The organism is Pedococcus sp. NPDC057267 (assembly GCF_042668795.1).
Classification (GTDB): Bacteria; Actinomycetota; Actinomycetes; order Actinomycetales; family Dermatophilaceae; genus Pedococcus.
The window spans coordinates 1-21,246 of the sequence record NZ_JBHUYG010000046.1 but is presented as its reverse complement, the minus strand read 5'-3'; the positions used below and the strand labels follow the sequence as shown (position 1 = coordinate 21,246).

The following is a 21,246-nucleotide window of genomic DNA, read 5'->3' as shown; positions in this document are numbered from 1 at the left end:
CAAGGGGCGGCGGCGTCGGCGTGCCGGTTCGCTGCGGTGGGGCTGCAGCGAGGTCGACCGGCTAGAGGTTCTTGCCGTGGCACATCTTGAACTTCTTGCCCGAGCCGCACGGGCACGGTCCGTTGCGCGAGGCGCCCCGGAGCTGCTCGGCGGTCAGCGTGTCCTGCGCCGTCCCCACCGCGCGGTGCTCGACGTCCCCCGTCTCGGTGGGTGCGGAGTACTGCAGCTGCTGCGGACGTCGCTCCGGCTGCTCGAGGCCCTTGGCCCGGAACGACGGCTGCGTCTCGGCGTGCTGACCCGAGGCCCGCGCCGGCTCGGCCGCCGCCAGTGCGCCGGCCGGCTGCCCGCCACTGTCGACCTCGGCACCCTCGCCGTCCGCGTCGGCCCGCTCGGCGCTGGAGAGCCCGGACCCGGCGAGCATGTCCGACACGCTCACCGGCTGGACGGCCGGCGTCTCCTCGTGGGTGTGGTCGACCTCCACCTGGATGTTGAACAGGTAGCCGACCGACTCCTCCTTGATGGACTCGTTCATGGCCTCGAAGAGCTGGAAGCCCTCGCGCTGGTACTCCACGAGCGGGTCGCGCTGGGCCATCGCGCGCAGGCCGATGCCCTCCTGGAGGTAGTCCATCTCGTAGAGGTGCTCGCGCCACTTGCGGTCCAGGACCGACAGCACGACGCGGCGCTCCACCTCACGCATGACGTCCTCGCCGAGCTCGGCCTCGCGGGCGTCGTAGGCGTGGTGCGCGTCGGAGGTGATCTGCTCGCGCAGCAGGTCCGCGGTGATCTCCGACCGGCCGCCGGCCAGCTCGGCCACGTCGTCGGGCGTGATCGAGACCGGGTAGAGCGTCTTGAGCGCCGACCACAGGCGGTCGTAGTCCCAGTCGTCGGCGAAGCCCTCGGCCGTCTCGGCCGCGACGTAGCCGTCGATGACGTCGTTGACGAAGTGGCGGATCTGCTCGTGCAGGTCCTCGCCCTCGAGCACGCGGCGCCGCTCGTCGTAGATGACGGTGCGCTGCCGGTTGAGCACGTCGTCGTACTTGAGGACGTTCTTGCGGATCTCGAAGTTGCGGCCCTCGACCTGGCCCTGCGCGCTCTGGATCGAGCGGCTCACCATCTTGGACTCGATCGGCACGTCGTCGTCCATCTTGGCAGTGGTCATGAACCGGTCGACCATCGCCGCGTTGAACAGGCGCATGAGGTCGTCCTGCAGCGACAGGTAGAACCGCGACTCGCCGGGGTCGCCCTGGCGACCGGAACGTCCACGCAGCTGGTTGTCGATGCGGCGCGACTCGTGCCGCTCGGTCCCGAGGACGTAGAGGCCGCCCAGCTCGGTGACCTCGTCGTGCTCGGCCTTGACGGCCTCCTCGGCCTCGGCGAGCGCCTGGTCCCAGGCCGCCTCGTACTCCTCCGGGGTCTCCTCGGGGTCGAGGCCGCGCTGCTTGAGGGCGGCGACCGCCATGAACTCGGGGTTGCCGCCGAGCATGATGTCGGTACCGCGACCGGCCATGTTGGTGGCGACGGTGACCGCGCCCTTGCGACCGGCCTGCGCGACGATCGCGGCCTCACGCTCGTGCTGCTTGGCGTTGAGGACCTCGTGCGGGATGCCCCTGCGGCGCAGCTGGTCGGAGAGGTACTCGCTCTTCTCGACCGAGGTGGTGCCGACGAGGACGGGCTGGCCCTTCTTGTGCCGCTCGACGATGTCGTCGACCACCGCGGAGAACTTCGCCTCCTCGGTGCGGTAGACGAGGTCGGGCTGGTCCATGCGGATCATCGGCCGGTTCGTCGGGATCGGCACGACGCCCAGCTTGTAGATCGAGTACAGCTCGGCCGCCTCGGTCTGGGCGGTGCCCGTCATGCCCGAGAGCTTGTCGTACATGCGGAAGTAGTTCTGCAGGGTGATCGTGGCGAGCGTCTGGTTCTCGTTCTGGATCTCGACGCCCTCCTTCGCCTCGATCGCCTGGTGCATGCCCTCGTTGTAGCGCCGGCCCGCGAGGATGCGGCCCGTGTGCTCGTCGACGATGAGGATCTCGCCGTTGAGGTTGACGTAGTCCTTGTCCCGCTTGAACAGCTCCTTGGCCTTGATGGCGTTGTTGAGGTAGCCGATGAGCGGGGTGTTGACCGACTCGTACAGGTTGTCGATGCCGAGGTAGTCCTCGACCTTGGCGATGCCGGCCTCGAGGACGCCGACCGTCTTCTTCTTCTCGTCGACCTCGTAGTCGCCCTGGCCGGACTCGAGCTCGCCGCGGGTCAGCCGCTGGGCGATGCGCGCGAACTCCGTGTACCACTTGGTGGCCGCGTCGGCCGGCCCGCTGATGATGAGCGGCGTACGGGCCTCGTCGATGAGGATGGAGTCGACCTCGTCGACGATGGCGAAGTTGTGCCCGCGCTGGACCAGCTCGTCCATCGACCACGCCATGTTGTCGCGCAGGTAGTCGAAGCCGAACTCGTTGTTCGTGCCGTAGGTGATGTCCTTGGCGTACTCGGCGCGCCGCTGCTCGGGGGTCATCGAGGAGAGGATGACGCCGGTCTCGAGGCCGAGGGCGCGGTGGACGCGGCCCATGAGCTCGGACTGGTACTCGGCGAGGTAGTCGTTGACGGTGATGACGTGCACGCCCTTGCCCTCGAGGGCGTTGAGGTAGGACGGCAGGGTCGCCACGAGGGTCTTGCCCTCACCGGTCTTCATCTCGGCGACGTTGCCGAGGTGGAGGGCCGCGCCACCCATGAGCTGCACGTCGAAGTGCCGCTTGCCGATCGTGCGCTTGGCAGCCTCTCGCACCGCCGCGAACGCCTCGGGAAGGATGTCGTCGAGCGTCTCTCCGTCGAGGAGGCGCTTGCGGAACACGTCGGTCTCGGCGCGCAGCTCGGCGTCGCTGAGCTTCTCGAAGTCCTCCTCGATCGCGTTCACCTGGGCGGCGATGCCCTGGAGCTTCTTGAGGATGCGTCCCTCACCGGCACGCAGCAGCTTTTCGACGATCTTGGACACGCAGTCTCTCCTGGGAAGTGTGCGGCCTCCGACGACCCTTGCACCGGCGGCCCGCACTAGGTTAGTCGACCCGTCCCGACCCGCGGACGCACGGCGTGGGGAACTGTCCCCCTGGGGCCCAACGCCGGGTCCCGCCGCACGGTTCCGGCCGCGCGCCGGGTGGGGCGCGGGCGGCCCGCCTCCGCCCGGGGTCGGCTGGCGGCGGGTGGCTAGGGTGCCACGAGGTCCTGGTAGTCGGGGTGGCGCTCGATCCAGGCCGCGATGAACGGGCACATCGCGACGACGTCGCGCTCCCCGGCCGCGCGCACCTGGTCCAGGGCGCCGCGCGCCAGCGCACTGCCGACCCCCTGTCCCTCGTAGGCGTCGTCCACCTCGGTGTGGGTGAAGACGACGTGACCCCCCGAGAGCCGGTATGACGCGAAGCCGGCGAGCGCGCCGTCGACGTACGCCTCGAAGCGGCTGAGGTCGGGGTTGTCCTTCACCGTGGTCTCGCTCATGGCCCCACCCCACCACGTGGGCCACCCCCGCCGCACCTCAGGCGACGGCTGCGACCTCGGCCTCGTCGACCGGGGCGCGGTCGGCCTGCTCGTCCGGCGACCGCGAGATCGCGAGGCAGGCGAGAGCCGCGAAGAGGCACAGCCCGCCAGCGGTGAGCCACGCGGTGTAGTAGTCGCCCGTCGCCTGCCGCACCCACCCGGCATACGAGGCGGCGACGCCGGCCCCGACCATGTGGGCGGCGAACACCCACCCGAACACCACGCTCGACCGGGCCACCCCGAAGTGGCGGCGGCACAGCGCGATCGTCGGCGGCACGGTCGCCACCCAGTCCAGGCCGTAGAAGACGATGAAGACGAACAGGCTGGGGTGGATGTCCGGGCCGAGCAGCGCGGGCACGAACAGCAGCGACAGGCCGCGGAACCCGTAGTAGCCGCAGAGCAGCAGCCGCGGGTCGACCTTGTCGGTGAGCCAGCCCGAGGCGATCGTGCCGACGAGGTCGAAGACCCCGACGAGGGCCAGCAGGCCGGCCGCGGTCGTCTCGGGCATGCCGTGGTCGTGGGCTGCGGGGATGAAGTGGGTGCCGATGAGCCCGTTGGTGGACCATCCGCAGATCCAGAAGGTGACGAACAGGATCCAGAACGTCCGTGACCGCGTGCTCGACCGGAGGACCGCCACCGCGGTGCGGGCGGGTCCGTCGCGTCCCGGCACGTGACGCGGCGGCGCGGGCTCCGGCGGCGCCCCCGGCTCGGAGCCGTACGGCGCGAGCCCGATGTCGGCCGGGTGGTCGCGGACCACGAGCAGGACCAGCGGCACGAGCAGCACGGAGGCACCGGCGACCACGAGCGCGGCCCAGCGCCAGCCGGGACCGGTCGCGAGCGCCGCGATCCCGGGGAGGAAGACGAGCTGGCCCGCAGCCCCCGCGGCGGAGAAGACCCCGGTCACGAGGCCGCGGCGGGACTCGACGAACCACCGGTTGGCGACCACGGACCCCAGCACGAGCGCCATGGCGCCGGTGCCGACGCCGATCGCGAGGCCCCAGAGCAGCCACAGCTCCCACGGCGCGGTCATCACCGTGGTCAGCCCCGAGCCGGCGGCCACGAGGGCGAGCGCCGCGACCACGACGGTGCGGATGCCGAAGCGCTCCATGAGGGCGGCGGCGAAGGGTGCGGTCAGGCCGTAGACGACGAGGTTGGCCGTCACGGCGCCGGACGTGGTCGCGCGCGACCAGCCGAACTCGGTCTCGAGCGGGACGAGCAGCGCCCCGGTCGAGGACCGGAAGCCCGCGGCAGCGACGAGCGCCCCCAGCACCACGAGGGCGACCCACCAGGCGCGGTGGCCGGCGGTGCGGGAGGGACGGGCAGCCGGCGGCGCGGCAGGAACGGTCACCTGCGCAGGTTATCTGCCACCATCGCAGGCCTACCAGCACGATCCGGACAACGGTCGCCCGGTTCCCGCCACGGTCGCCCCGTGTCCCCCGGGCCAGCGGGTCTCGTTCTGGTCACTTCGCCACCGGGCACGCCCTCCCCCGGTTACGGTCTGGGCAGGGCTCTGCGGGCACGGGACGCGGGGACAGGAGCCCGGGCAGGGGGTCGAGCGTGCTGGAGCTGCTCGCGACGTCGATGGCGGTCGCCGGTGCGCTGCTCGCCGTCCTCGCGCTGTACGCCGCCTGGCGCCGGGACACCCCCACGGGCTGGAGCCTGGCCGCCGTCCTCGGCTCCGTCGCCTGGTGGGGCATCGCGTATGCCGTGGAGCTCACCTCCGAGGGCGTCGCGACCAAGTCCCTGTGGGGGGACCTGAAGTACCTCGGCGTCAGCACGCTCGGGCCGTCGTTCCTCTGCTTCGTCCTGCAGTACACCGGGCGCGGCCACCGGGTCACCCGCAGGCTGCTGCTGCTCCTCGCCGTCGAGCCGGTCGTGGTGATGACCGCCCTGGCCGTCCCCGCCACCCACGACCTCGTGCACCACTACCCGCCGCGCATCGCCCCCGACCAGCTGGTCGTCGTGGAGACCGGGCCGCTGTTCTGGGTCCACCTCGTCTACGTCAACGCGCTGCTTGTCGTCGCCACCGTGCTGTTCATGACGAGCATGGTGCGGCTCGCCCGCAGCTACCGGCGGCTGGCCGTCGTGCTCATGGCCTCGGGCCTCCTGCCGTGGGTCGCGAACTTCCTGCACAACGGGGGTGTCGGGCCGTTCGCACGGATCGACCTGACGCCGTTCGCCTTCAGCGTGACCGGCGGGGTCCTGGTCTGGGGCCTGTTCCGCGAGCGCCTCACCGACCTGGCCCCCCTGGCCCGCAGCGCCGTCGTGGAGACCATGACCGACGCGGTGTTCGTCCTCGACGCCTTCGGGCGGGTCGCCGACGTCAACCCCTCCGGCGCCCAGGCCCTGTCCGCGACGCGGGGCTCCCTCGTGGGGAGGCGCCTGACCGACGTCCTGCCGCAGGAGGTGGGCTTCGCCGTCGCCTCGTCCGAGCCCGGCACGCCCGACGCCGGCATACCCGAGGTGCACGTCGACGGGCCGACCGGGCGCCGGTCCTTCGACGTGCTGCGCCAGCAGCTCACCGACCGGACCGGACGCGCTGCCGGCGAGCTGGTCGTGCTGCGCGACGTGACCGAGCGCGTGCGCGCCAGGACCGAGCTGCAGCACGTACTGGCCGAGCAGCAGCGCGTGGCCACCGCCCTGCAGGCGAGCATGGTCCCGGGGCGCCTGCCGGAGGTCCCCGGCTGCGAGCTCGCCAGCGCGTACCACCCCGCGGGCGACGGCAGCGAGGTGGGCGGCGACTTCCTCGACGTCTTCGCGCTCGGGCCGGGGACGTGGGGGTTCGTGCTCGGCGACGTGAGCGGCAAGGGGGCGCAGGCCGCGGCGGTGAGCGCGGCGGCGCGGTACACGATCCGCGCCCTCGCGGACCCGCGGCACCCTCCGAGCCGGACGCTGAGGGCGGTCAACAGCCGCCTCGTCGGCGCCACCGACCCGGAGCAGTTCTGCACGGCCGTCTACGGCCAGGTCGAGCCGCACCCCGACGGCGTCCGGCTCACCTTCTGCCTCGCCGGCCACCCGCTGCCGGTGGTCGTCCGGGGCGGCACGACCAACGAGGAGGGCGTGCCCGGGACGGTGCTCGGCCTGCTCGACCACCCCGAGCTGCACGACACGACCGTCGACCTGGCCGTCGGGGACCTGGTCTGCGCGTTCACCGACGGGCTCGTGGAGTCCCGCCGTGGCCCGGCGATGTTCGAGAGCGAGCGGGTCGAGACCGTGCTGTCCCGCCACGGCGACGAGCCCACGCAGGCGGTCGTGGACCACCTCGTGGAGGCCGTGCGCGGCTTCCACGGCGGCCAGCTCGAGGACGACCTGGCGGTCCTGCTCCTGCGCGCCTCGGGCGGGTCAGCGGGCGACGGCACCCCTGAGCTCGCCGGCCACGCCGGACAGGCCTAGCCAGCCGGCGAGTGACGCGAGCTCCTCGTCGAGTGCCGCCGGGGCCCCGGGCGCCCCCCGTTCCCAGTGCACGGCGTGGACCCGGAGCACCCCGGCCGCCCGGTCGGCCTTGAGGTCGCAGCGGGCCACGAGGTGCTCGCCGAGGAGGAACGGCAGCACGTAGTACCCGTGCACCCGCTGCGCCGCCGGCACGTAGATCTCCAGGCGGTAGTCGAAGCCGAAGAGCGCGGCCGTGCGGTCTCGCTGCCAGATGAGCGAGTCGAACGGGCTGAGCAGGGCGCGCGCGTGCACCCGTCGGGGCCGGCGGGCCTCGACGTGCAGGTATGCCGGGCGGCGCCAGCCGTCGATGGCGGCGGGCACGAGGACCCCGTCGGCGACCAGCGACTCGATGGCGGGGCGGGCCTGGTCGGGCTTGAGGCGGAAGTAGTCGCGCAGGCACTGCTCGGTGCCCACGCCGTGGGCCCGGGCCGACAGCTCGATGAGGGCGCGGAAGGCGGTGGCATCGTCCGGACGGTCCTCCGGGCGGCCGGCGACCGCCAGCACCTCCCTGGGCAGCACGCGCTCGAGCGAGGCGTACCGGCGCTCGAACTGCTGGGTGCGCCCGGCCGAGGAGATCCGGCCCGACCAGAACAGGTGCTCGAGGGCGTTCTTGACCAGCGACCAGTTCCAGCCCCAGTGGTCGCGCGCACGCGGCAGGTCGTGCTCGAGGGCCGCCTCGAGCTGCCGGGAGGTCATCGGCCCCCGCTCGACCACCTCGGCGAGGACGGCCTCGACGAGCTCCGGGTGGTCGCGGGCGACTCGCTGCATCCCACCCCACGAGTCGTCGAGGGCCCGACGCATCCGGAAGTCCAGCAGCGGCCACGTGGTCGGCGGGACGAGGCTCGCCTCGTGGGCCCAGTACTCGACCAGCCGGCGCGGGGACCGGTCACGCGCCCGGTCGAGCAGCGCCGTGTCGTACGGCCCGAGCCGGGAGAAGAAGGGGAGGTACTGGCTGCGGGTCACGACGTTGACGCTGTCGATCTGCACGACCTGCACCCGGTCGACGACACGCTGCAGGTGCCGCATGGTCGCGGCACCGGGCGCCGGGCGGGCGTCGAGGAACCCCTGCGCCGCGAGGGCGATCCGTCGCGCCTGGGATGTCGTGAGGCGCAGGGGGGTGGCGCCGGTCACTCGTCGGGTTCGAGCAGGTTCTCCCGCACGGCATACATCGCGGCCTCCATGCGCGAGTGCAGCTGGAGCTTCTCGAGGATGTTGCGGACGTGGTTCTTCACGGTGTTCTCGGAGATGAACAGGTCGTGCGCGATCTCCTTGTTCGCGAGCCCGCGGGCGACCAGGCGCAGCACCTCGAGCTCGCGCTCGGTGAGGCGGGGTGCGCCGACCGCCGACGGCCGCTCCCCCTGGCGCCGGCTCATGAGCGCGAACTCGGCGAGCAGCTTGGAGGCCATCGACGGCGAGATGAGCGAGTCGCCGTTGTGCACCGCTCGGACGCCGTCGGCGATCTCCTCGCCCGGGACGTCCTTGAGCAGGTAGCCGTTGGCCCCGGCCTTGACCGCCTCGTAGAGGTCGGACTCCTCGTCGGACATCGTCAGCATGATGATCTTGGTCGACGGGACCTGGGACTTGATCTTCTGGCACGCCTCGATGCCGGAGGTGTGCGGCATCCGCACGTCCATGAGGACGACGTCGGGCAGCAGCTCGACCGTGCGGTCGACGGCCTCCTTGCCGTCACTGGCCTCGCCGACGATCTCGATGTCGTCGTCCTGCGAGACGACCATCTGGAGCCCGCGACGGTAGAGGACGTGGTCGTCCGCGATGACGACCCGGATGGGGTCGACGGCCGGCGCGGCCTGCGGGTCCTCGGTCACGTGCGCATTCTGTCATGACAGAGGGCCGGCCGCGGCAGGTCTGCTCGTTGGCGACCCCTCGCAGCCGGCCCTTCGTCGGTGCAGGTCAGGAGACCTTTCGGGAGGTCTCGGGCTCGGACACGTCGAGGTGGATGACGCCGTAGGACCAGCCGCGGCGGCGGTAGACGACACTGGGCTGACCGGTGTCCTCGTCGTGGTAGAGGTAGAAGTCGTGCCCGACGAGCTCCATCTCGCGGACCGCCTGGTCCAGACCCATCGGCGTCGAGGCGTGGATCTTCTCCCGCACCTCGATGGGTGAGTTGCCCTGCGTCCCGAAGCGGTCGTGGTCGGACTCCTCGGCGGCGGAGCCGTCGTCCTCGACGACCGCGGACCCGTTCGCCTCGAAGCGGGCGCTCGCCTCCGCGACCGACTCCGGCGTGTGCCGGCCGCGGTGCACCCGCTTGCGGTCCTGGGCCCGGCGCAATCGCTCCATGAGCTTGTCCATCGCGAGGTCGAGCGCGCCGTACTTGTCGTCGAGGCAGGCCTCCGCCCGCACGATCGGGCCCTTCACGTGGCAGGTGATCTCGACCCGCTCGCACGCCTTCGACTGGCGCTTGTTCGGCTCGTGACTCACCACGACGTCGACCCGCTGGGCGCGGGGTGCGAGCTGGGGGATCTTCGCCAGCTTCTCGTCGAGGTGGGCACGGAAACGGTCCGAGACCTGCATGTGACGTCCGGTGACGACAATTTCCACGGTGTCCTCCATGGTTACGGCGGATGGGGGTGTCGGGAGCGGCACAACCCGTGAAGTTCAGCCGCGGCACCACCTCCCGACCGCGACGGCAGGAGTCTCCGCTCCCCTCGCCGGGGCGTCGGTCGGACCCGGTCCGAGACGCCCTGTGTACGCGCCCAGCGCGTGGGCCAGGGGGGCCATGTACCGACGGTAGACGGTCCGGCGGGAATGCGACAGCAGATCTGACCCAACGTTTACCCGGTGCAGGCGGAGGCGTTCCGAATGACCGGAACCCGGCGCTGCGTGGCACTGGCGACAGCCGCCAGCACGTGGGGCGCGCCCGCCGCCCGCAGGGCGCGCGCGGCCTCCGAGAGCGTCGCACCCGTCGTCAGCACGTCGTCCACGAGGAGGCACGGCAGGCGGGCCACGTGGCCCCGCCACCGGGGGCGGACCGCGAACGCGTGGTCGAGGTTGGCGGCCCGGTCCGCAGCGCCCAGGCCCGCCTGGTCGGCGACACGCCGACGCACGGTGAGCGCCTGCGCCACGACCACCTCGCCCCGTGGGAACCTGCGGACCGTCAGGCGGGCCAGGCCGACCAGGGGCGCGTCGCCCCGCGTGCGACGGGCCCGGGCGGAGGACGGGACCGGGACGACGAGCAGGGGCCCCGCACCGGCGGCCAGCGAGCCGGCGAGTGCGGGGTGCTGCGCCAGCGCGCCCTCGACGCTGGCGGACAACAGCTGCGCCAGGACGGCGGCACAGTCCCGGCGGTCACGGTCCTTGTGGGCGACCACGAGCCGTGCGACGGTCCCCGCGAACGCGGTGCTCGCCACGACGGGCGGCAGCCCTTCCGGGCAGGGGGTCGGCGTCACCGGACGCGGTCCCCCGCCCCACACCGATGCCGCCAGCTCGTCCCTGCACGACCCGCACAGGCCGTCGTCCGGCCGGCCGCAGCCAGCGCAGGACGGGGGCAGCGCGAGGTCCACGAGGCTCCTCAGGGCTGCGACGACGGGCACGGCACCAGAGTCGTGACCTCGGCTGTTGCGGGCGATCGGGCGACGCAGGCCTGTGGACGCGACTAGGCTGTGGACCGGCCTGTGGACAGCGGGACGTCGGAGCCGGGTGAGACGGGAGGCACGGATGAAGTGGATGCCCCACCTCGCGGTGTCGACGAGGCTCCGCCTGGCGTTCGCCCTGCTGGCAGGCATGTTCGCGTACATCGACGGGAACCTGCTCGCCGGACTCCCCTGGATCCTCCTGGTCCTCACGCTGGACCTCACCGCGGCCGGGCTGGCCTACCTCACCGTCCTCGACACGGCGGTGCGGCGGGCGCAGGTCTGGGCGCTCGTGAGCGGGTCGACCGTCGTCGCCGGCCTCGCCATGGGCTATGCCGGCGGGTGGTCCAAGCTGCTCGTGCTCATCCCGGCCTACCACGCGGGGACGCGGTTCCGGCACCGTGGTGCGGCGGTCGTCCCGGTCGTCAGCGCACCCATCGCCCTGCTGACCGCCTGGCAGCTCCACCGGCTGAACGCGGCCGAGGCCGTCAGCATCGGCCTGGCGGTCCTGCTCGCCCTGCTGTTCGGGATGCTCGGTGCCTGGTCGCACGCGCTCGAGCCCGAGGCCCCGCCGGTCGACGCCAACGTGGCCGCCGAGGCCGGGCTCCTGCTGCGCCGGCTGCACGAGCTCGCCGACACCCTCGACACCGGGTTCGACGCGCCGGCTTCCGCCGAGATGGCTCTGCAGGACCTCGCCAGCCAGATGCGCGCCGCGCGCAGCGCCATCCTCGTCGGCTACGGCACCGACCCCGCGGTCCCGCTCGCGATCCGTGGCGCCGACCGGACCCCGTGGCCCGACCCGACCGAGCCGGGCTCGGTCCTCGGCCCGGCCTGGAACAACGGCACCGCCACCCTGACCGAGTGGACCGAGGACCTCGTCGGCCGGTCCCTCCTCGCCGTCCCCCTCAACGACGAGAACGGCCAACGGATGGGCCTGCTGGTCGCGGACCGGCCCCTGGTCACCCCCTTCACGGCCGACGACCTGGACGCCGCGGTGGTCGTCGCCGAGCGGCACTCCAGCAACATCGACCTGTCCGTCCTCTTCGCCGGCCTGCGCGAGCGCGCCGGGCTCGAGGAGCGCGAACGGCTGGCCCGTGAGATGCACGACGGCATCGCCCAGGAGATGGTGGCGCTCGGGTTCGGCATCGACTCCCTGCGGCGCACGGCGCGCAACCAGGGCTCTCCGCTGGCCGACGGGCTCGACGGCCTGCGCGAGGAGGTCTCGCGGGTGCTCGCCGACCTGCGCCTGCACATCGCCGACCTGCGAATCGCCGTCCGGCCCGACACCGGCCTCGGCGCGATGATCGGCGCCCGGCTCCAGAACTTCGGCTCGAGCTCCGGCGTGACCACGCGGATGCACCTGAGCGAGAACGGTTTCCGCCTCCCTGCCCACACCGAGGTGCTGATTTATAGGCTCTTCCTCCAGGTGCTCGCCGACGCGCGGCACTCGCTCAACGCCACCACGGTCGAGGTGCGGCTCAACGTCGCTGCACCGCGCGTCGAGCTCTGGATGAGCCACAACGGAACCAGCTCCCTCACCGAGCGTGACTTCACCGACAACCCCCTGTCCGGGCTGGGCGGCGAGATCGTCGTCGAGCCCTACGCTGGTGACGGCGTCGCGATCCGCATGCGCATGCGCGGACGCGGCGGCGCTCCGTCGGCAACGCTGTCGAACGAAAGGATCCCCCAACCGTCATGACCATCAACGTCGTGGTGATCGACGACCACACCCTCGTCCGTGAGGCGGTGTGCCGGATGATCGACAGCGAGGACGACCTCAAGGTGGTCGGCCAGGCTGGTGGAATCGCCGAGGGCAAGGCCGTGCTCGCCGCCAACCTCATCCATGTCCTCGTCGTCGACGTGTCGATGCCGGACGGGTCCGGCCTCGTCCTGGCCCGCGCCGCCCGCGAGGCCTCCCCGCGCCTGGGCATCGTCGTCCTGACGATGCACAACGACGACGAGACGCTGCTCGAGGCCCTCGACCTCGGCGCGTCGGCCCTCGTGCTGAAGTCGGCGCCCTCCGACGAGGTCATCGCGGCCGTGCGCCGGGCCGCCGTCGCCCCCGACGCGTTCATGGCGACCGGCCTCGCCGAGGCGCTGCGCCGTCGCGACTCCAACGACAAGCCACGACTCACGCCCCGCGAGGCCGAGGTGCTGGACCGGCTCGTCGCCGGCGACTCGATCGCAGCGGTCGCGAAGCGGCTCTACATGAGCGAGTCCACGGTGAAGACGCACGTGTCGAAGGTCTACGAGAAGCTCGGCGCGCACAACCGCGCGTCGGCCGTCATGGCTGCGCTGCGCCTCGGCCTGGTGAAGGCAGAGGCCGTCGGCCAGACCCACCGCTGACAAGGGCTCACGCTCGCGGAGGCCACGAGGGCCGACCCGTGCGGATCCCGTGCCCGAAACCGGCCTCCCTCTCCGGTCGCCAGGGCGTCGGGCGGGACCTCCGCCGCCCCTGCGACCCTCGTGCGGGACGCATGGCTCGGCGGTGCCGCAGTACCTGCGTCAGTGACCCATCCCGCTGAAGGTGTCGACGATGCGGATGGCGCCGGGGCCGATGATCACGATGAACAGCGCCGGGAAGATGCACAGCAGCATCGGGAACAGGATCTTGACCGGCACCTTCTGAGCCTTCTCCTCGGCCAGCTGTCGACGCACGAGCCGCATCTGGTTGGACTGCTCGCGCAGCACGTTGGCGATCGGCAGGCCGAGCCGGTCGGCCTGCACGAGCGCACTCACGAAGTTCTTGGCCTCCGGCACGGTCGTCCGGGCGGCAAGCGACGTGAAGGCCTCACCACGCGACTTCCCGATCTGGATCTCTGACAGGACACGCGCGAACTCGCCGGCGATGGGTCCCTCGACGGAACGCGCGACCTGCAGCAGCGCCGCGTCGAAGCCCTGACCGGCCTCGACACACACGGTCAGCATGTCGAGTGCGTCTGCCAGCCCCCGCTGCAGCTCCTCCTGTCGCTTGAGCCCGAGGTTGTACAGCAACAGGTCCGGGACGAAGAAGAGCAGTGCGGCGCCGATGGCCGCGAACAGCAGGCCCTTGAGGCTGAGACCGCCGAACAGGAGGCCGATCAACGCTCCGACGAGGACGCCGACCCCCTTCCCCGCCATGATCCGCTCCGAGGTCCACCCAGCGGGGTTGCCGGCGAGGTCCATGCGGCGCTGCAGCTTGTCCGCGGTTCCCTCCGGCGAGAGCCGGTAGGCGAAGCCGCGCAGCGCCCGGAGCATCGGCACGGCCAGTCGCTCGAAGGCGGGGAGCTCGGCCTTGCCGACCTCCTTGGCATCGACGCTTCGCTCGATGAGCGCGAGGGAACGGGCCACGCCCGTCACCTCACCAGCCCCGGAGCTCACCGCCACGACGATCGTGACCAGGCCGGCTGCAACGCAGACGAGGCCGACGAGAAGAAGAGCTGACGTCATCATCACACCTGCACATCCACGACTTTGCGCATCCAGAAGACACCCACACCCAGCGAGATCACACCGGCCGCGAGCATCGCGAGACCCAGTGGCCGGGTCCACAGCAGCTCGACGTACTCCCGATTGGTCTGCATCGTGTAGAGGAAGATGCCGATCGGCAGCGCGATCAGGATGTATGCCGAGAGCTTGCCCTCCGCCGACAGCGCCTGGACGTGCCGCCTCAGTGCCTCGCGCTCGCGAAGGGTGGTCGCGGTGGTCTTGAGCGTCTCGGCGAGGTTGCCCCCGACCTCTCGCTGGATGCGGATCGCCATCGTCGTCCACTTCATGTTGCTGCTACCCGTGCGCTCGGCCATCCGCTCGAGCGACTCGCTGATGTCGGCGCCGATGCGGGTCTCCGCGAGGGCCCGGCCGAACTCCTTGGCCGCGGGTTCCGCCGCGTCCTTGGCCACGGCGTCGAGTGCCTGGAGCAGCGAGAACCCGGTGGAGAGGCTGGACGCCACGAGGGTCAGCACGTCGGGCAGCTGCGCCTCGAACTTCTTGCTGCGCCGCTTGGCCAGGAACTTCAGCACGAACGCGGGGAGGACGATGCCGAGGCCGACCCCCAGGAGCATCGAGAAGATGGTCATGATGGTCCCGCCCCGCAGGAGCAGCATGACGACCGCCGTCGTCACGAGCACGGCGACGATGCGCAGGACCCACCACTCGCCCGCCCGAAGGGGGAGGTCGGCACGCTCGATCAGCGCCATCGTCTTGCTCGTCGACTCCCGGCCCTCCATGACCTTGTCACCGAGGTTCACCAGGTTGGCGGAGATGCTCGTACCCGAGCTCGCCGAGCCGGTCATCGCCACCGACGTCGTGGGGTTCACGTAGCGCTCGATGGTCTCGACGCGGCGCGAACGGCCCGAGCGCAGCCGGGGGGCCGCGAGCGCGATGACCAGCGCCGCCAATCCGACGAACAGCGCGGTGGCACCGACGAGGAGCAACACGTTCAACCCTCCTGGGGCCTGGAGCCGGGCCAGCGCGGGGACCGCCCCGACCATGGGGGGCGCGGTGGTGGGAGCTCGGGTGGGCGTGGGGGCCGGCGCTCCGAGGTCGACTGCACTCTGGACGTCGAACGGACGCCCGCCGGCGGTCCCGGAGATCACGACGGGGACCGTCGAGGACAGCCCCGGGTCGAGCTGCACCGTGAAGCCCACCTGGGAGTCGAGCACCTTCGCCGCAGCCTCGAACGCCGCCTTGACCGCAGCCGAGTCCCCGGCGGAGGCCACGCTGCCGCCACCAGCCTGGGCGAACCCGGCGAGCACGGAGTTGTCGCTCTCCGCCGTCTTGAAGGCGATGGCCTCGGCCCGCACCTTCGCCGTGCGAAGGGTCTGGGTCGCCGAGGCCTTGGTCGCCTTGCGGCTCGCGGTGTCGCCGCCGTCACTCAGCAGGATGATGCTCCGCTCGTCGAACGGCGCGAGTGCCTGCGCCGCCAGCACGACCGCGTCGTACAGGGAGGTCTCCCCCTGGGACTGCAGGCCGTTCACGACGGACTGGACCTTGGCTCGGTCGGTCGTCGGGGCCACGTCCACCCCCGCCGTCCCCGAGAAGGACACGAGGCCCACCGAGACGTCCTTGGGAACGTCGGCGAGGAAGGCAGCGACCGAGGAACGGACCGTGGCCATGCCGGCACGACCCATCGAGCCGCTGGTGTCCACGACGAGGATGGTGGCTCGACGGGCCGAGGAGACCGGTCGGGTGGACACGGGGTAGGACTTGCCGGCGACCTCGGCACGCAGCGAGCCGGGGTCGATGGTCAGGACGTCCTGTCCACCACGCACGCTGAGGACCCCGGTGAGGGATGTGCCCTGGTGCGTCAGCGCACTGAGCTGGGCGGGCACGGGCTGGTCTGCTGCGAGGGCGGTGCCAGACGTCGTCGCGGCACCGACCACGGCGCACAGGGCGGCGAGCACCAGCGCCCGAGCGCGCCGGCCCATCGGCATACGCATGACCACTACACGCCCCTCACGAACATGTCCGGGGGGAACTCGATGCCGAGGTCCTTGAGCTCGTCGGCGAACTTGGGCCGCAGGCCGGTGCTCACGAGGGTCCCGCGGAAGCGGCCCTGCTCGTCGCGGCCCGCGGAGTAGTTGAACGTGAAGATGTCCTGCATCGTGATGATCTCGCCCTCCATGCCGGACACCTCGCTGATGGCGACGATGCGGCGAGAGCCGTCCTTGAGACGGGCCTGCTGGATCACGAGGTTCACCGCGCCGGCGACCTGCTCGCGGATCGCGCGCACGGGCAGGTCCACACCGGCCATGAGCACGAGGGTCTCGAGGCGGGAGAGGCTGTCGCGCGGGCTGTTGGCGTGGACGGTGGTGATCGAGCCGTCGTGGCCGGTGTTCATCGCCTGCAGCATGTCGAGCGCTGCACCGTCGCGGATCTCACCGACGACGATCCGGTCGGGGCGCATACGCAGCGAGTTCTTGACGAGCTCGCGGATGGGGATCGCGCCCTTGCCCTCGATGTTGGACGGTCGCGACTCCAGCCGCAGGACGTGGTCCTGGCGCAGCTGGAGCTCCGCAGCGTCCTCGATGGTGACGATGCGCTCGTCCTCGGGGATGAAGGAGGACACGACGTTCAGCAGCGTCGTCTTCCCCGAGCCGGTACCGCCGGAGATGATGATGTTGCGGCGGCCTCGGACGCAGGCCTCGAGGAAGTCGCGCCCGCGCTGGGTGAAGGTGCCGAAGGCGATGAGGTCCTTGTCGGTGAACGGGTCCGTGGAGAACTTCCGGATCGTCAGCATGGCGCCGTCGAGCGCGATGGGCGGGATGACCGCATTCACGCGGGAGCCGTCGGGAAGGCGTGCGTCGACCAGCGGGCTCGCCTCGTCAACGCGGCGGCCGACTCGCCCGACGATCTTGTCGATCGTCCGACGCAGGTGGGCCTCGCTGGAGAACCGGGTCTCGACGGGGTAGAGCTTGCCCGCGCGCTCGACGTAGATGGAGTCGGCGCCGTTGACCATGATCTCGGAGATCTCGCTGTCGCGCAGCAGCGGTTCCAGCGGACCGTGACCGAGGATCTCGTCGGAGACCTCCTGCGCGATCCGCGTGCGGTCCGACAGGGAGAGAGGGGTCTCCTCCTGGTCGATGACCTCCTGGAGCGTGTGCCGCACCCGCGTGGCGAGCTCCTGCTCGTCCAGGTGGGGGTCGTAGAGCTGCGGGCCGAGCGAGTCCAGGAGGGCCTGGTGCACGCTGGCCTTGACGGTCGCGAAGGGGTCGACGATCCGGTGGCGCTCCTGGACCTGCTGCCCTGGGGCCTTGGCTTCGCGCTCCGGTGTGTTGGGCTGTGCGGCGCGGCGGACGGAGTCCAGGCGGTCGGCCAGGCTCATCACTTACCCCCTCGGCTGAGGCTCCAGCGGCGCTGGGAGCCGGACTCGGCCCTCGCCTCGGCCCGGCTCTCGGCAACACCAGGGTTGCGCAGGAACCGTTCGGCGAGGTCCTTGAACGCGGTGCTGACGGGGTGGCGCGGCTCGTCGATCACCAGTGGCACACCCTTGTTGATCGAGGCCGGGACCGCGGGGCTGGTGGGCACCATGAGCGCGATGTCCTGCCGGATCGCCGTGACGACGTCCTCGGCGCGCAGCCCGACCTTGGCGTCGGAGCGGTTGAGGACCACCAGGCGCGACTCCTTGGGGGTGCCCAGGAGGTCGAGGGTGTCCAGGCTCAGGCGCAGGTTCTTCACCGCGGGGATGTCGAGCGTGGCGATGAGGACCAGGACGTCGCTGTTGTCGAAGGCCGCGAGGACGTGCTCGGTGAAGGCGGGCGGCGTGTCGATGATGACGAAGTCGTAGACCGTCTTGGCCACCCGCAACAGCTCGCTGATCGTGCTGCCCGGGATGCGGTCGGCGTCGCTGGGGTCGGACGGCGCGGCCGCCGCGTCCAGCCCACTGCTGTGGCGCGTGACCACCGAGGCCAACCCCTGCTCGTCGATGTGGCCGGCCATGCCGACGAGGTCCATGATCGAGGTGGTGGGAAGCATCTGCAGGCTGATCGCCACGTCACCGAAGGCCAGGTCCAGGTCGACGAGCAGCACCTTGGAGCCCGAGCTCGCCAGGTAGGCGGCGATGTTGGTGGAGAAGGTCGTCTTGCCCACCCCGCCCTTGGCCGAGAAGACGGTGATGACCTTGCCGTCGCGGCTGGCGTCGGAGGTCGCGTGTCCGGCGACCTTCTGGGAGATCTCGCGACTCCGACGAGCCGCATCCGCCAACGAGGTGAGGTCGTCGGCCTGGACGACCTCGCGCACGCCGGCCCGGAGGGACTGGGCCAGGACCGTGACGTCGACGCGCCGGCGCGTGAGGATGACGCCGACCTCAGGCCGCTGCACCCGCACGCTCTCGGAGAAGTCGCACGCCGAACCGAGGTCGACGTCGGGCCCGATGATCACGAGGAACTCGGTCGGGTCGGTCTCCAGCGCGCGGACGAGGGCCGCGGGCGAGTCGTGCCGGGTGACCCCGCCCAGCGCCACCTGGAACCGCTCGACGGCGCCGGGGTCGGCGTCCCAGAGGAGGGTCACTTGCCCAGCCCGCTCAGGTCCACGAGGTTCAGGTCGTCCGCACGCGGGACCGTCCCCATGTTGAGGTCCGCGCTGCGCAGGCCGGCGTACAGCACGCCCTTCTGGATGGCGTGGACCAGCTTGGTCGAGTCCTTCGGGCTGACCGCGACGGTGACGAGGAAGGCGGGGGCTCCACCCGTGGGTGCCGCGTTCGCCGCCTTGGGGTCCTCGGCGGAGGCCGCGGACGCGGACTGCCCCTTGTTCAGGGCGGTGTCGCCCATGCCGATGACCAGGACGTTGTCCATGATCATGCTCGTGCCGCTCACGCCGGCCTCGTTGAGCGCCTTGGACTTGTCGTCCGCGCCGATGGCCTTGATGTTGTAGGTGTCGAAGATCGCGATGTGGCTGCCGGGCGTCACGAAGCTGCCGACGCGGGCCGGGTCGGAGAGCTGCAGCGAGATGGCCAGCATGCCCGAGGGGACCTCGATCGCCTTCGAGCCCTGCGGCGTCGAGCCGAACCTGGCCGCCTGGAGGTACTCCCCGGGGCCGATGTCGGTGACCGCGAGGAGCTTGCCGTTGGTGGCGTCCACCTTCGTCAGGGCTCCGGCAGGAGCGGCCTTGGCCGGCACCTGCGTCCGGACGATCAGTCCGGACCTGACCGCGTCCTGGAGCGTCGTCGACGCGGGCACGAAGCCCTTCGAGACGTACACCGTCGTCGGCTGGTTGGCGGCGACGGCCCTGCTGTCGGCGCTGCGCGCGTAGAGGAACACGGCAGCGACGCCGACGAGGGCGACGAGTGCTGCGGCGAAGATGGCGATGACACGGCGTCCCATGGGGGGTTTCCTTTAACCGAGTTGCGTGACCTGGGTGAGCCCGAAGTTGGGCGTCCCGGTGGGCGGGTTGATGAGCGAGTTGAGGTCCGATGAGCTGACGAGGTCCTTGAGGAACCAACCGCTCATGCAGCGGTCCCCACCGGTGCACGGCACCGTGCCCGTGACCTGCGAGGCCATGGCGTTGCTGGAGAAGTACCAGCCCGTGAGGTAGAACGCGGCGTACCCGGAGACGTGGTAGTACGTGTTGTTGCCGCTCCCCGAGTTGCAGTTGGTCGCGGCGGTGATGGTGGTCGGCGCGTTGGTCAGGCAGTCAAACACCGGCAGGTAGACGATCGTGTTCTTGAGGCCGGCGAAGATGGTCGGGTCGCACGGTGCGTTGTTGCCGGTGTTGCCGTGGTACCAGGCGTTCTGGGTGCTGGGCACGCTGCAGCTCGTGGTGCTGTCGAGGGCGGCGAACCCACCGGGCGCCGTGTGCCCGTTCCACGTCGGGCAGGTGCTCGGGTTCCCCGCGGTCCAGACCTTGCGCTCCCAGCTCGCCTGCCAGGGGCTCCCCGAGCCGTAACCCGTGGACGGGTACGTGCTGTAGTCAGGGGAGGTGGGGTACGTGGCCGTTCCGGGCCCGGTGTAGCCGGTCGCTGCAGCCCAGTCGCAGTAGGACATGACGATCGGGAGCACGTTCGCAGCGGTGGGCGAGGCCCCGCCCCACCCCGCGCGTGAACACGCGGCGACGCTCGACTGGGAGATTCCCCCATTCAGCGTCCGCGCGAAGAAGTTGGTCAGCGTGCTGCTGCCCGACGTCGTCTTGGACCGGGTGCGCACCTCGAGGTAGGGCGTGTTCGCGGGCAGCCCGCTCGGAACCGGTGGGCAGTCGGCGACGCCATTGGACCCCGTGCCGGTGCACAGGGTCAGGGCGGCCGACATCGACTGCGCCGTCGCGTTGCCGCAGACCGAGGTGATAGTGCTGACGTTGTCGTTTGCGTTCCTGTTGTCGAGGGTGTCGAGAACGCCACCGGCGCTGATGTTGGGATTGCACGTGGTGGGGGACTCAGCACACTTGGCGGCAGCGGCCATCGCCGTGGCGTCCGCGCCGTTCTGCAGCTGTCGCCGCTCCCAGAGCAAGTTGCCCACGTCGACCGAGATCGCGGCCGCGCCGAAAAGGACGGGAACCAGGAGGACGACCGTGACGACCGCCACTGCTCCCCGCTCGCCGGCCAGTGACAGGCGCCGGAATGCACGTCGAGCACGCGGGATCAGGCGCATGTCATCGTTGCCTTCCCTTGGATCACAGGCTTGGGCAAGCCCGGGACAAACTTCAGGATCGTGTAGTCGTATGCCGGGGACGGCGAGATCGTCACGCGCATCACGTCCCCCGTCGCCTGGCAGTACCAGTTGCTGGTCGTGGTGAACGTGCTCCCGTTGTCCGTCGACCGCTCCAACGTGTACGTGCCGACGGTCAGAGGACTGGCAGCAGCGGCGATGCGATTCTGGATCTGGGTCTGTGTCCAGCCATTGCTGGAGTTAGCTGCGACCTGTCGTACCCCGTCCCGTGCGGCGTTGGTCAGGACGATCTGACGGTTGTACATGATGCCGAAGTCGATGATGCCGCCGACAAGCAGCAACAGAACGGGGAGGATCAGCCCAAACTCGACTGCGGCAGCGCCTCGCTCACTGGCCGGGCACCTGGACATTCGTCGCCTCACAGGGCGCTCGAAGGGACTTGGAACAGTTGAATCATGTTCTGCCCGAACAGGGTCACGGCGCTGACGATCACGACTGCGATGAGGCTGACCATGATCGCGTACTCGACAGCGGTCGCCCCGCGGTCGCCCCGGCCCGGGACCGGGGGCCCCCGGGGGCCCCGCACCCCGGGTCCCCCAGCGGAAACACCCCGCAGGCTATAGAGGTGG

General features: G+C 71.0%; 18 protein-coding genes. 3 read left to right on the top strand and 15 right to left on the bottom strand.

What is annotated here, in order from left to right:
• Positions 1–61: 61 nt before the first annotated feature.
• The 3 genes from secA to ACFUC1_RS11450 all read right to left on the bottom strand — a co-directional run bounded on the left by secA (position 62) and on the right by ACFUC1_RS11450 (position 4,867).
• A complete protein-coding gene (gene secA / locus ACFUC1_RS11460; protein WP_379119768.1) occupies positions 62–2,983 on the bottom strand; it encodes a preprotein translocase subunit SecA in 2,922 nt (973 codons plus the stop codon).
• 209 nt (positions 2,984–3,192) lie between these two features.
• Positions 3,193–3,480 (bottom strand): GNAT family N-acetyltransferase, encoded by a 288-nt coding sequence (locus ACFUC1_RS11455; protein ID WP_379119766.1) that lies wholly within the window; start codon positions 3,478–3,480, stop codon positions 3,193–3,195.
• A 37-nt stretch (positions 3,481–3,517) separates the two neighbouring features.
• Positions 3,518–4,867, bottom strand: a complete 1,350-nt coding sequence (locus tag ACFUC1_RS11450) for an MFS transporter (protein WP_379119764.1) — start codon at positions 4,865–4,867, stop codon at positions 3,518–3,520.
• Between the two features lie 209 nt (positions 4,868–5,076).
• Here ACFUC1_RS11450 and ACFUC1_RS11445 point away from each other — a divergent pair, with 209 nt between their 5' ends.
• A complete protein-coding gene (locus ACFUC1_RS11445) occupies positions 5,077–6,912 on the top strand; it encodes a histidine kinase N-terminal 7TM domain-containing protein (RefSeq protein WP_379119762.1) in 1,836 nt (611 codons plus the stop codon).
• Here ACFUC1_RS11445 and ACFUC1_RS11440 read toward each other — a convergent pair.
• From ACFUC1_RS11440 to ACFUC1_RS11425, 4 genes are all read right to left on the bottom strand, one after another.
• Positions 6,862–8,082, bottom strand: a complete 1,221-nt coding sequence (locus ACFUC1_RS11440) for a winged helix-turn-helix domain-containing protein (protein ID WP_379119760.1) — start codon at positions 8,080–8,082, stop codon at positions 6,862–6,864. The genes ACFUC1_RS11445 and ACFUC1_RS11440 overlap by 51 nt on opposite strands.
• Positions 8,079–8,777, bottom strand: a complete 699-nt coding sequence (locus ACFUC1_RS11435) for a response regulator (RefSeq protein ID WP_379119758.1) — start codon at positions 8,775–8,777, stop codon at positions 8,079–8,081. Before ACFUC1_RS11435 ends, ACFUC1_RS11440 begins: the two co-directional genes overlap by 4 nt.
• A gap of 85 nt (positions 8,778–8,862) precedes the next feature.
• On the bottom strand, positions 8,863–9,510 hold the full coding sequence (gene hpf / locus ACFUC1_RS11430; protein ID WP_379119756.1) for a ribosome hibernation-promoting factor, HPF/YfiA family: 648 nt from the start codon (positions 9,508–9,510) through the stop codon (positions 8,863–8,865).
• A 233-nt stretch (positions 9,511–9,743) separates the two neighbouring features.
• Positions 9,744–10,502 (bottom strand): ComF family protein, encoded by a 759-nt coding sequence (locus tag ACFUC1_RS11425; protein WP_379119754.1) that lies wholly within the window; start codon positions 10,500–10,502, stop codon positions 9,744–9,746.
• 124 nt (positions 10,503–10,626) lie between these two features.
• Here ACFUC1_RS11425 and ACFUC1_RS11420 point away from each other — a divergent pair, with 124 nt between their 5' ends.
• Together ACFUC1_RS11420 and ACFUC1_RS11415 are read left to right on the top strand one after the other, a co-directional pair.
• Positions 10,627–12,240: a sensor histidine kinase gene (locus ACFUC1_RS11420; RefSeq protein ID WP_379119752.1), complete on the top strand. Its 1,614-nt coding sequence runs from the start codon at positions 10,627–10,629 to the stop codon at positions 12,238–12,240.
• The gene (locus tag ACFUC1_RS11415) at positions 12,237–12,887 is read left to right on the top strand and encodes a response regulator (protein WP_379119750.1); all 651 of its coding nucleotides are present in this window, start codon (positions 12,237–12,239) and stop codon (positions 12,885–12,887) included. The genes ACFUC1_RS11420 and ACFUC1_RS11415 overlap by 4 nt, the downstream gene beginning before the upstream one ends.
• A 159-nt stretch (positions 12,888–13,046) precedes the next feature.
• Here the strand turns inward: ACFUC1_RS11415 and ACFUC1_RS11410 are convergent, their stop codons facing one another.
• The 8 genes from ACFUC1_RS11410 to ACFUC1_RS11375 all read right to left on the bottom strand — a co-directional run.
• A complete protein-coding gene (locus tag ACFUC1_RS11410) occupies positions 13,047–13,973 on the bottom strand; it encodes a type II secretion system F family protein (protein WP_379119792.1) in 927 nt (308 codons plus the stop codon).
• On the bottom strand, positions 13,973–15,958 hold the full coding sequence (locus tag ACFUC1_RS11405; RefSeq protein ID WP_379119748.1) for a type II secretion system F family protein: 1,986 nt from the start codon (positions 15,956–15,958) through the stop codon (positions 13,973–13,975). Before ACFUC1_RS11405 ends, ACFUC1_RS11410 begins: the two co-directional genes overlap by 1 nt.
• 5 nt (positions 15,959–15,963) lie before the next feature.
• Positions 15,964–17,343: a CpaF family protein gene (locus tag ACFUC1_RS11400; protein ID WP_379119746.1), complete on the bottom strand. Its 1,380-nt coding sequence runs from the start codon at positions 17,341–17,343 to the stop codon at positions 15,964–15,966.
• The gene (locus ACFUC1_RS11395) at positions 17,343–18,527 is read right to left on the bottom strand and encodes a CpaE family protein (protein ID WP_379119745.1); all 1,185 of its coding nucleotides are present in this window, start codon (positions 18,525–18,527) and stop codon (positions 17,343–17,345) included. Before ACFUC1_RS11395 ends, ACFUC1_RS11400 begins: the two co-directional genes overlap by 1 nt.
• Positions 18,524–19,339 carry a Flp pilus assembly protein CpaB gene (locus ACFUC1_RS11390; RefSeq protein ID WP_379119743.1) on the bottom strand — a complete coding sequence of 272 codons (816 nt, stop codon included), beginning with the start codon at positions 19,337–19,339 and terminating at the stop codon, positions 18,524–18,526. Before ACFUC1_RS11390 ends, ACFUC1_RS11395 begins: the two co-directional genes overlap by 4 nt.
• A 12-nt stretch (positions 19,340–19,351) precedes the next feature.
• The gene (locus tag ACFUC1_RS11385) at positions 19,352–20,533 is read right to left on the bottom strand and encodes a pilus assembly protein TadG-related protein (protein WP_379119741.1); all 1,182 of its coding nucleotides are present in this window, start codon (positions 20,531–20,533) and stop codon (positions 19,352–19,354) included.
• Positions 20,534–20,589: 56 nt separating this feature from the next.
• A complete protein-coding gene (locus ACFUC1_RS11380; RefSeq protein WP_379119739.1) occupies positions 20,590–20,958 on the bottom strand; it encodes a TadE/TadG family type IV pilus assembly protein in 369 nt (122 codons plus the stop codon).
• Between the two features lie 77 nt (positions 20,959–21,035).
• On the bottom strand, positions 21,036–21,246 hold a 211-nt coding region (locus ACFUC1_RS11375), incomplete at its 5' end, for a Flp family type IVb pilin (RefSeq protein ID WP_379119737.1).

Bases quoted from the DNA above. Each gene is read 5' to 3' on its own strand.
- ACFUC1_RS11455 (WP_379119766.1), bottom strand. From the start codon at position 3,480: ATGAGCGAGACCACGGTGAAGGACAACCCCGACCTCAGCCGCTTCGAG.
- ACFUC1_RS11420 (WP_379119752.1), top strand. From the start codon at position 10,627: ATGAAGTGGATGCCCCACCTCGCGGTGTCGACGAGGCTCCGCCTGGCG.
- ACFUC1_RS11415 (WP_379119750.1), top strand. From the start codon at position 12,237: ATGACCATCAACGTCGTGGTGATCGACGACCACACCCTCGTCCGTGAG.
- ACFUC1_RS11410 (WP_379119792.1), bottom strand. From the start codon at position 13,973: ATGATGACGTCAGCTCTTCTTCTCGTCGGCCTCGTCTGCGTTGCAGCC.
- ACFUC1_RS11405 (WP_379119748.1), bottom strand. From the start codon at position 15,958: ATGCGTATGCCGATGGGCCGGCGCGCTCGGGCGCTGGTGCTCGCCGCC.
- ACFUC1_RS11400 (WP_379119746.1), bottom strand. From the start codon at position 17,343: ATGAGCCTGGCCGACCGCCTGGACTCCGTCCGCCGCGCCGCACAGCCC.
- ACFUC1_RS11390 (WP_379119743.1), bottom strand. From the start codon at position 19,339: ATGGGACGCCGTGTCATCGCCATCTTCGCCGCAGCACTCGTCGCCCTC.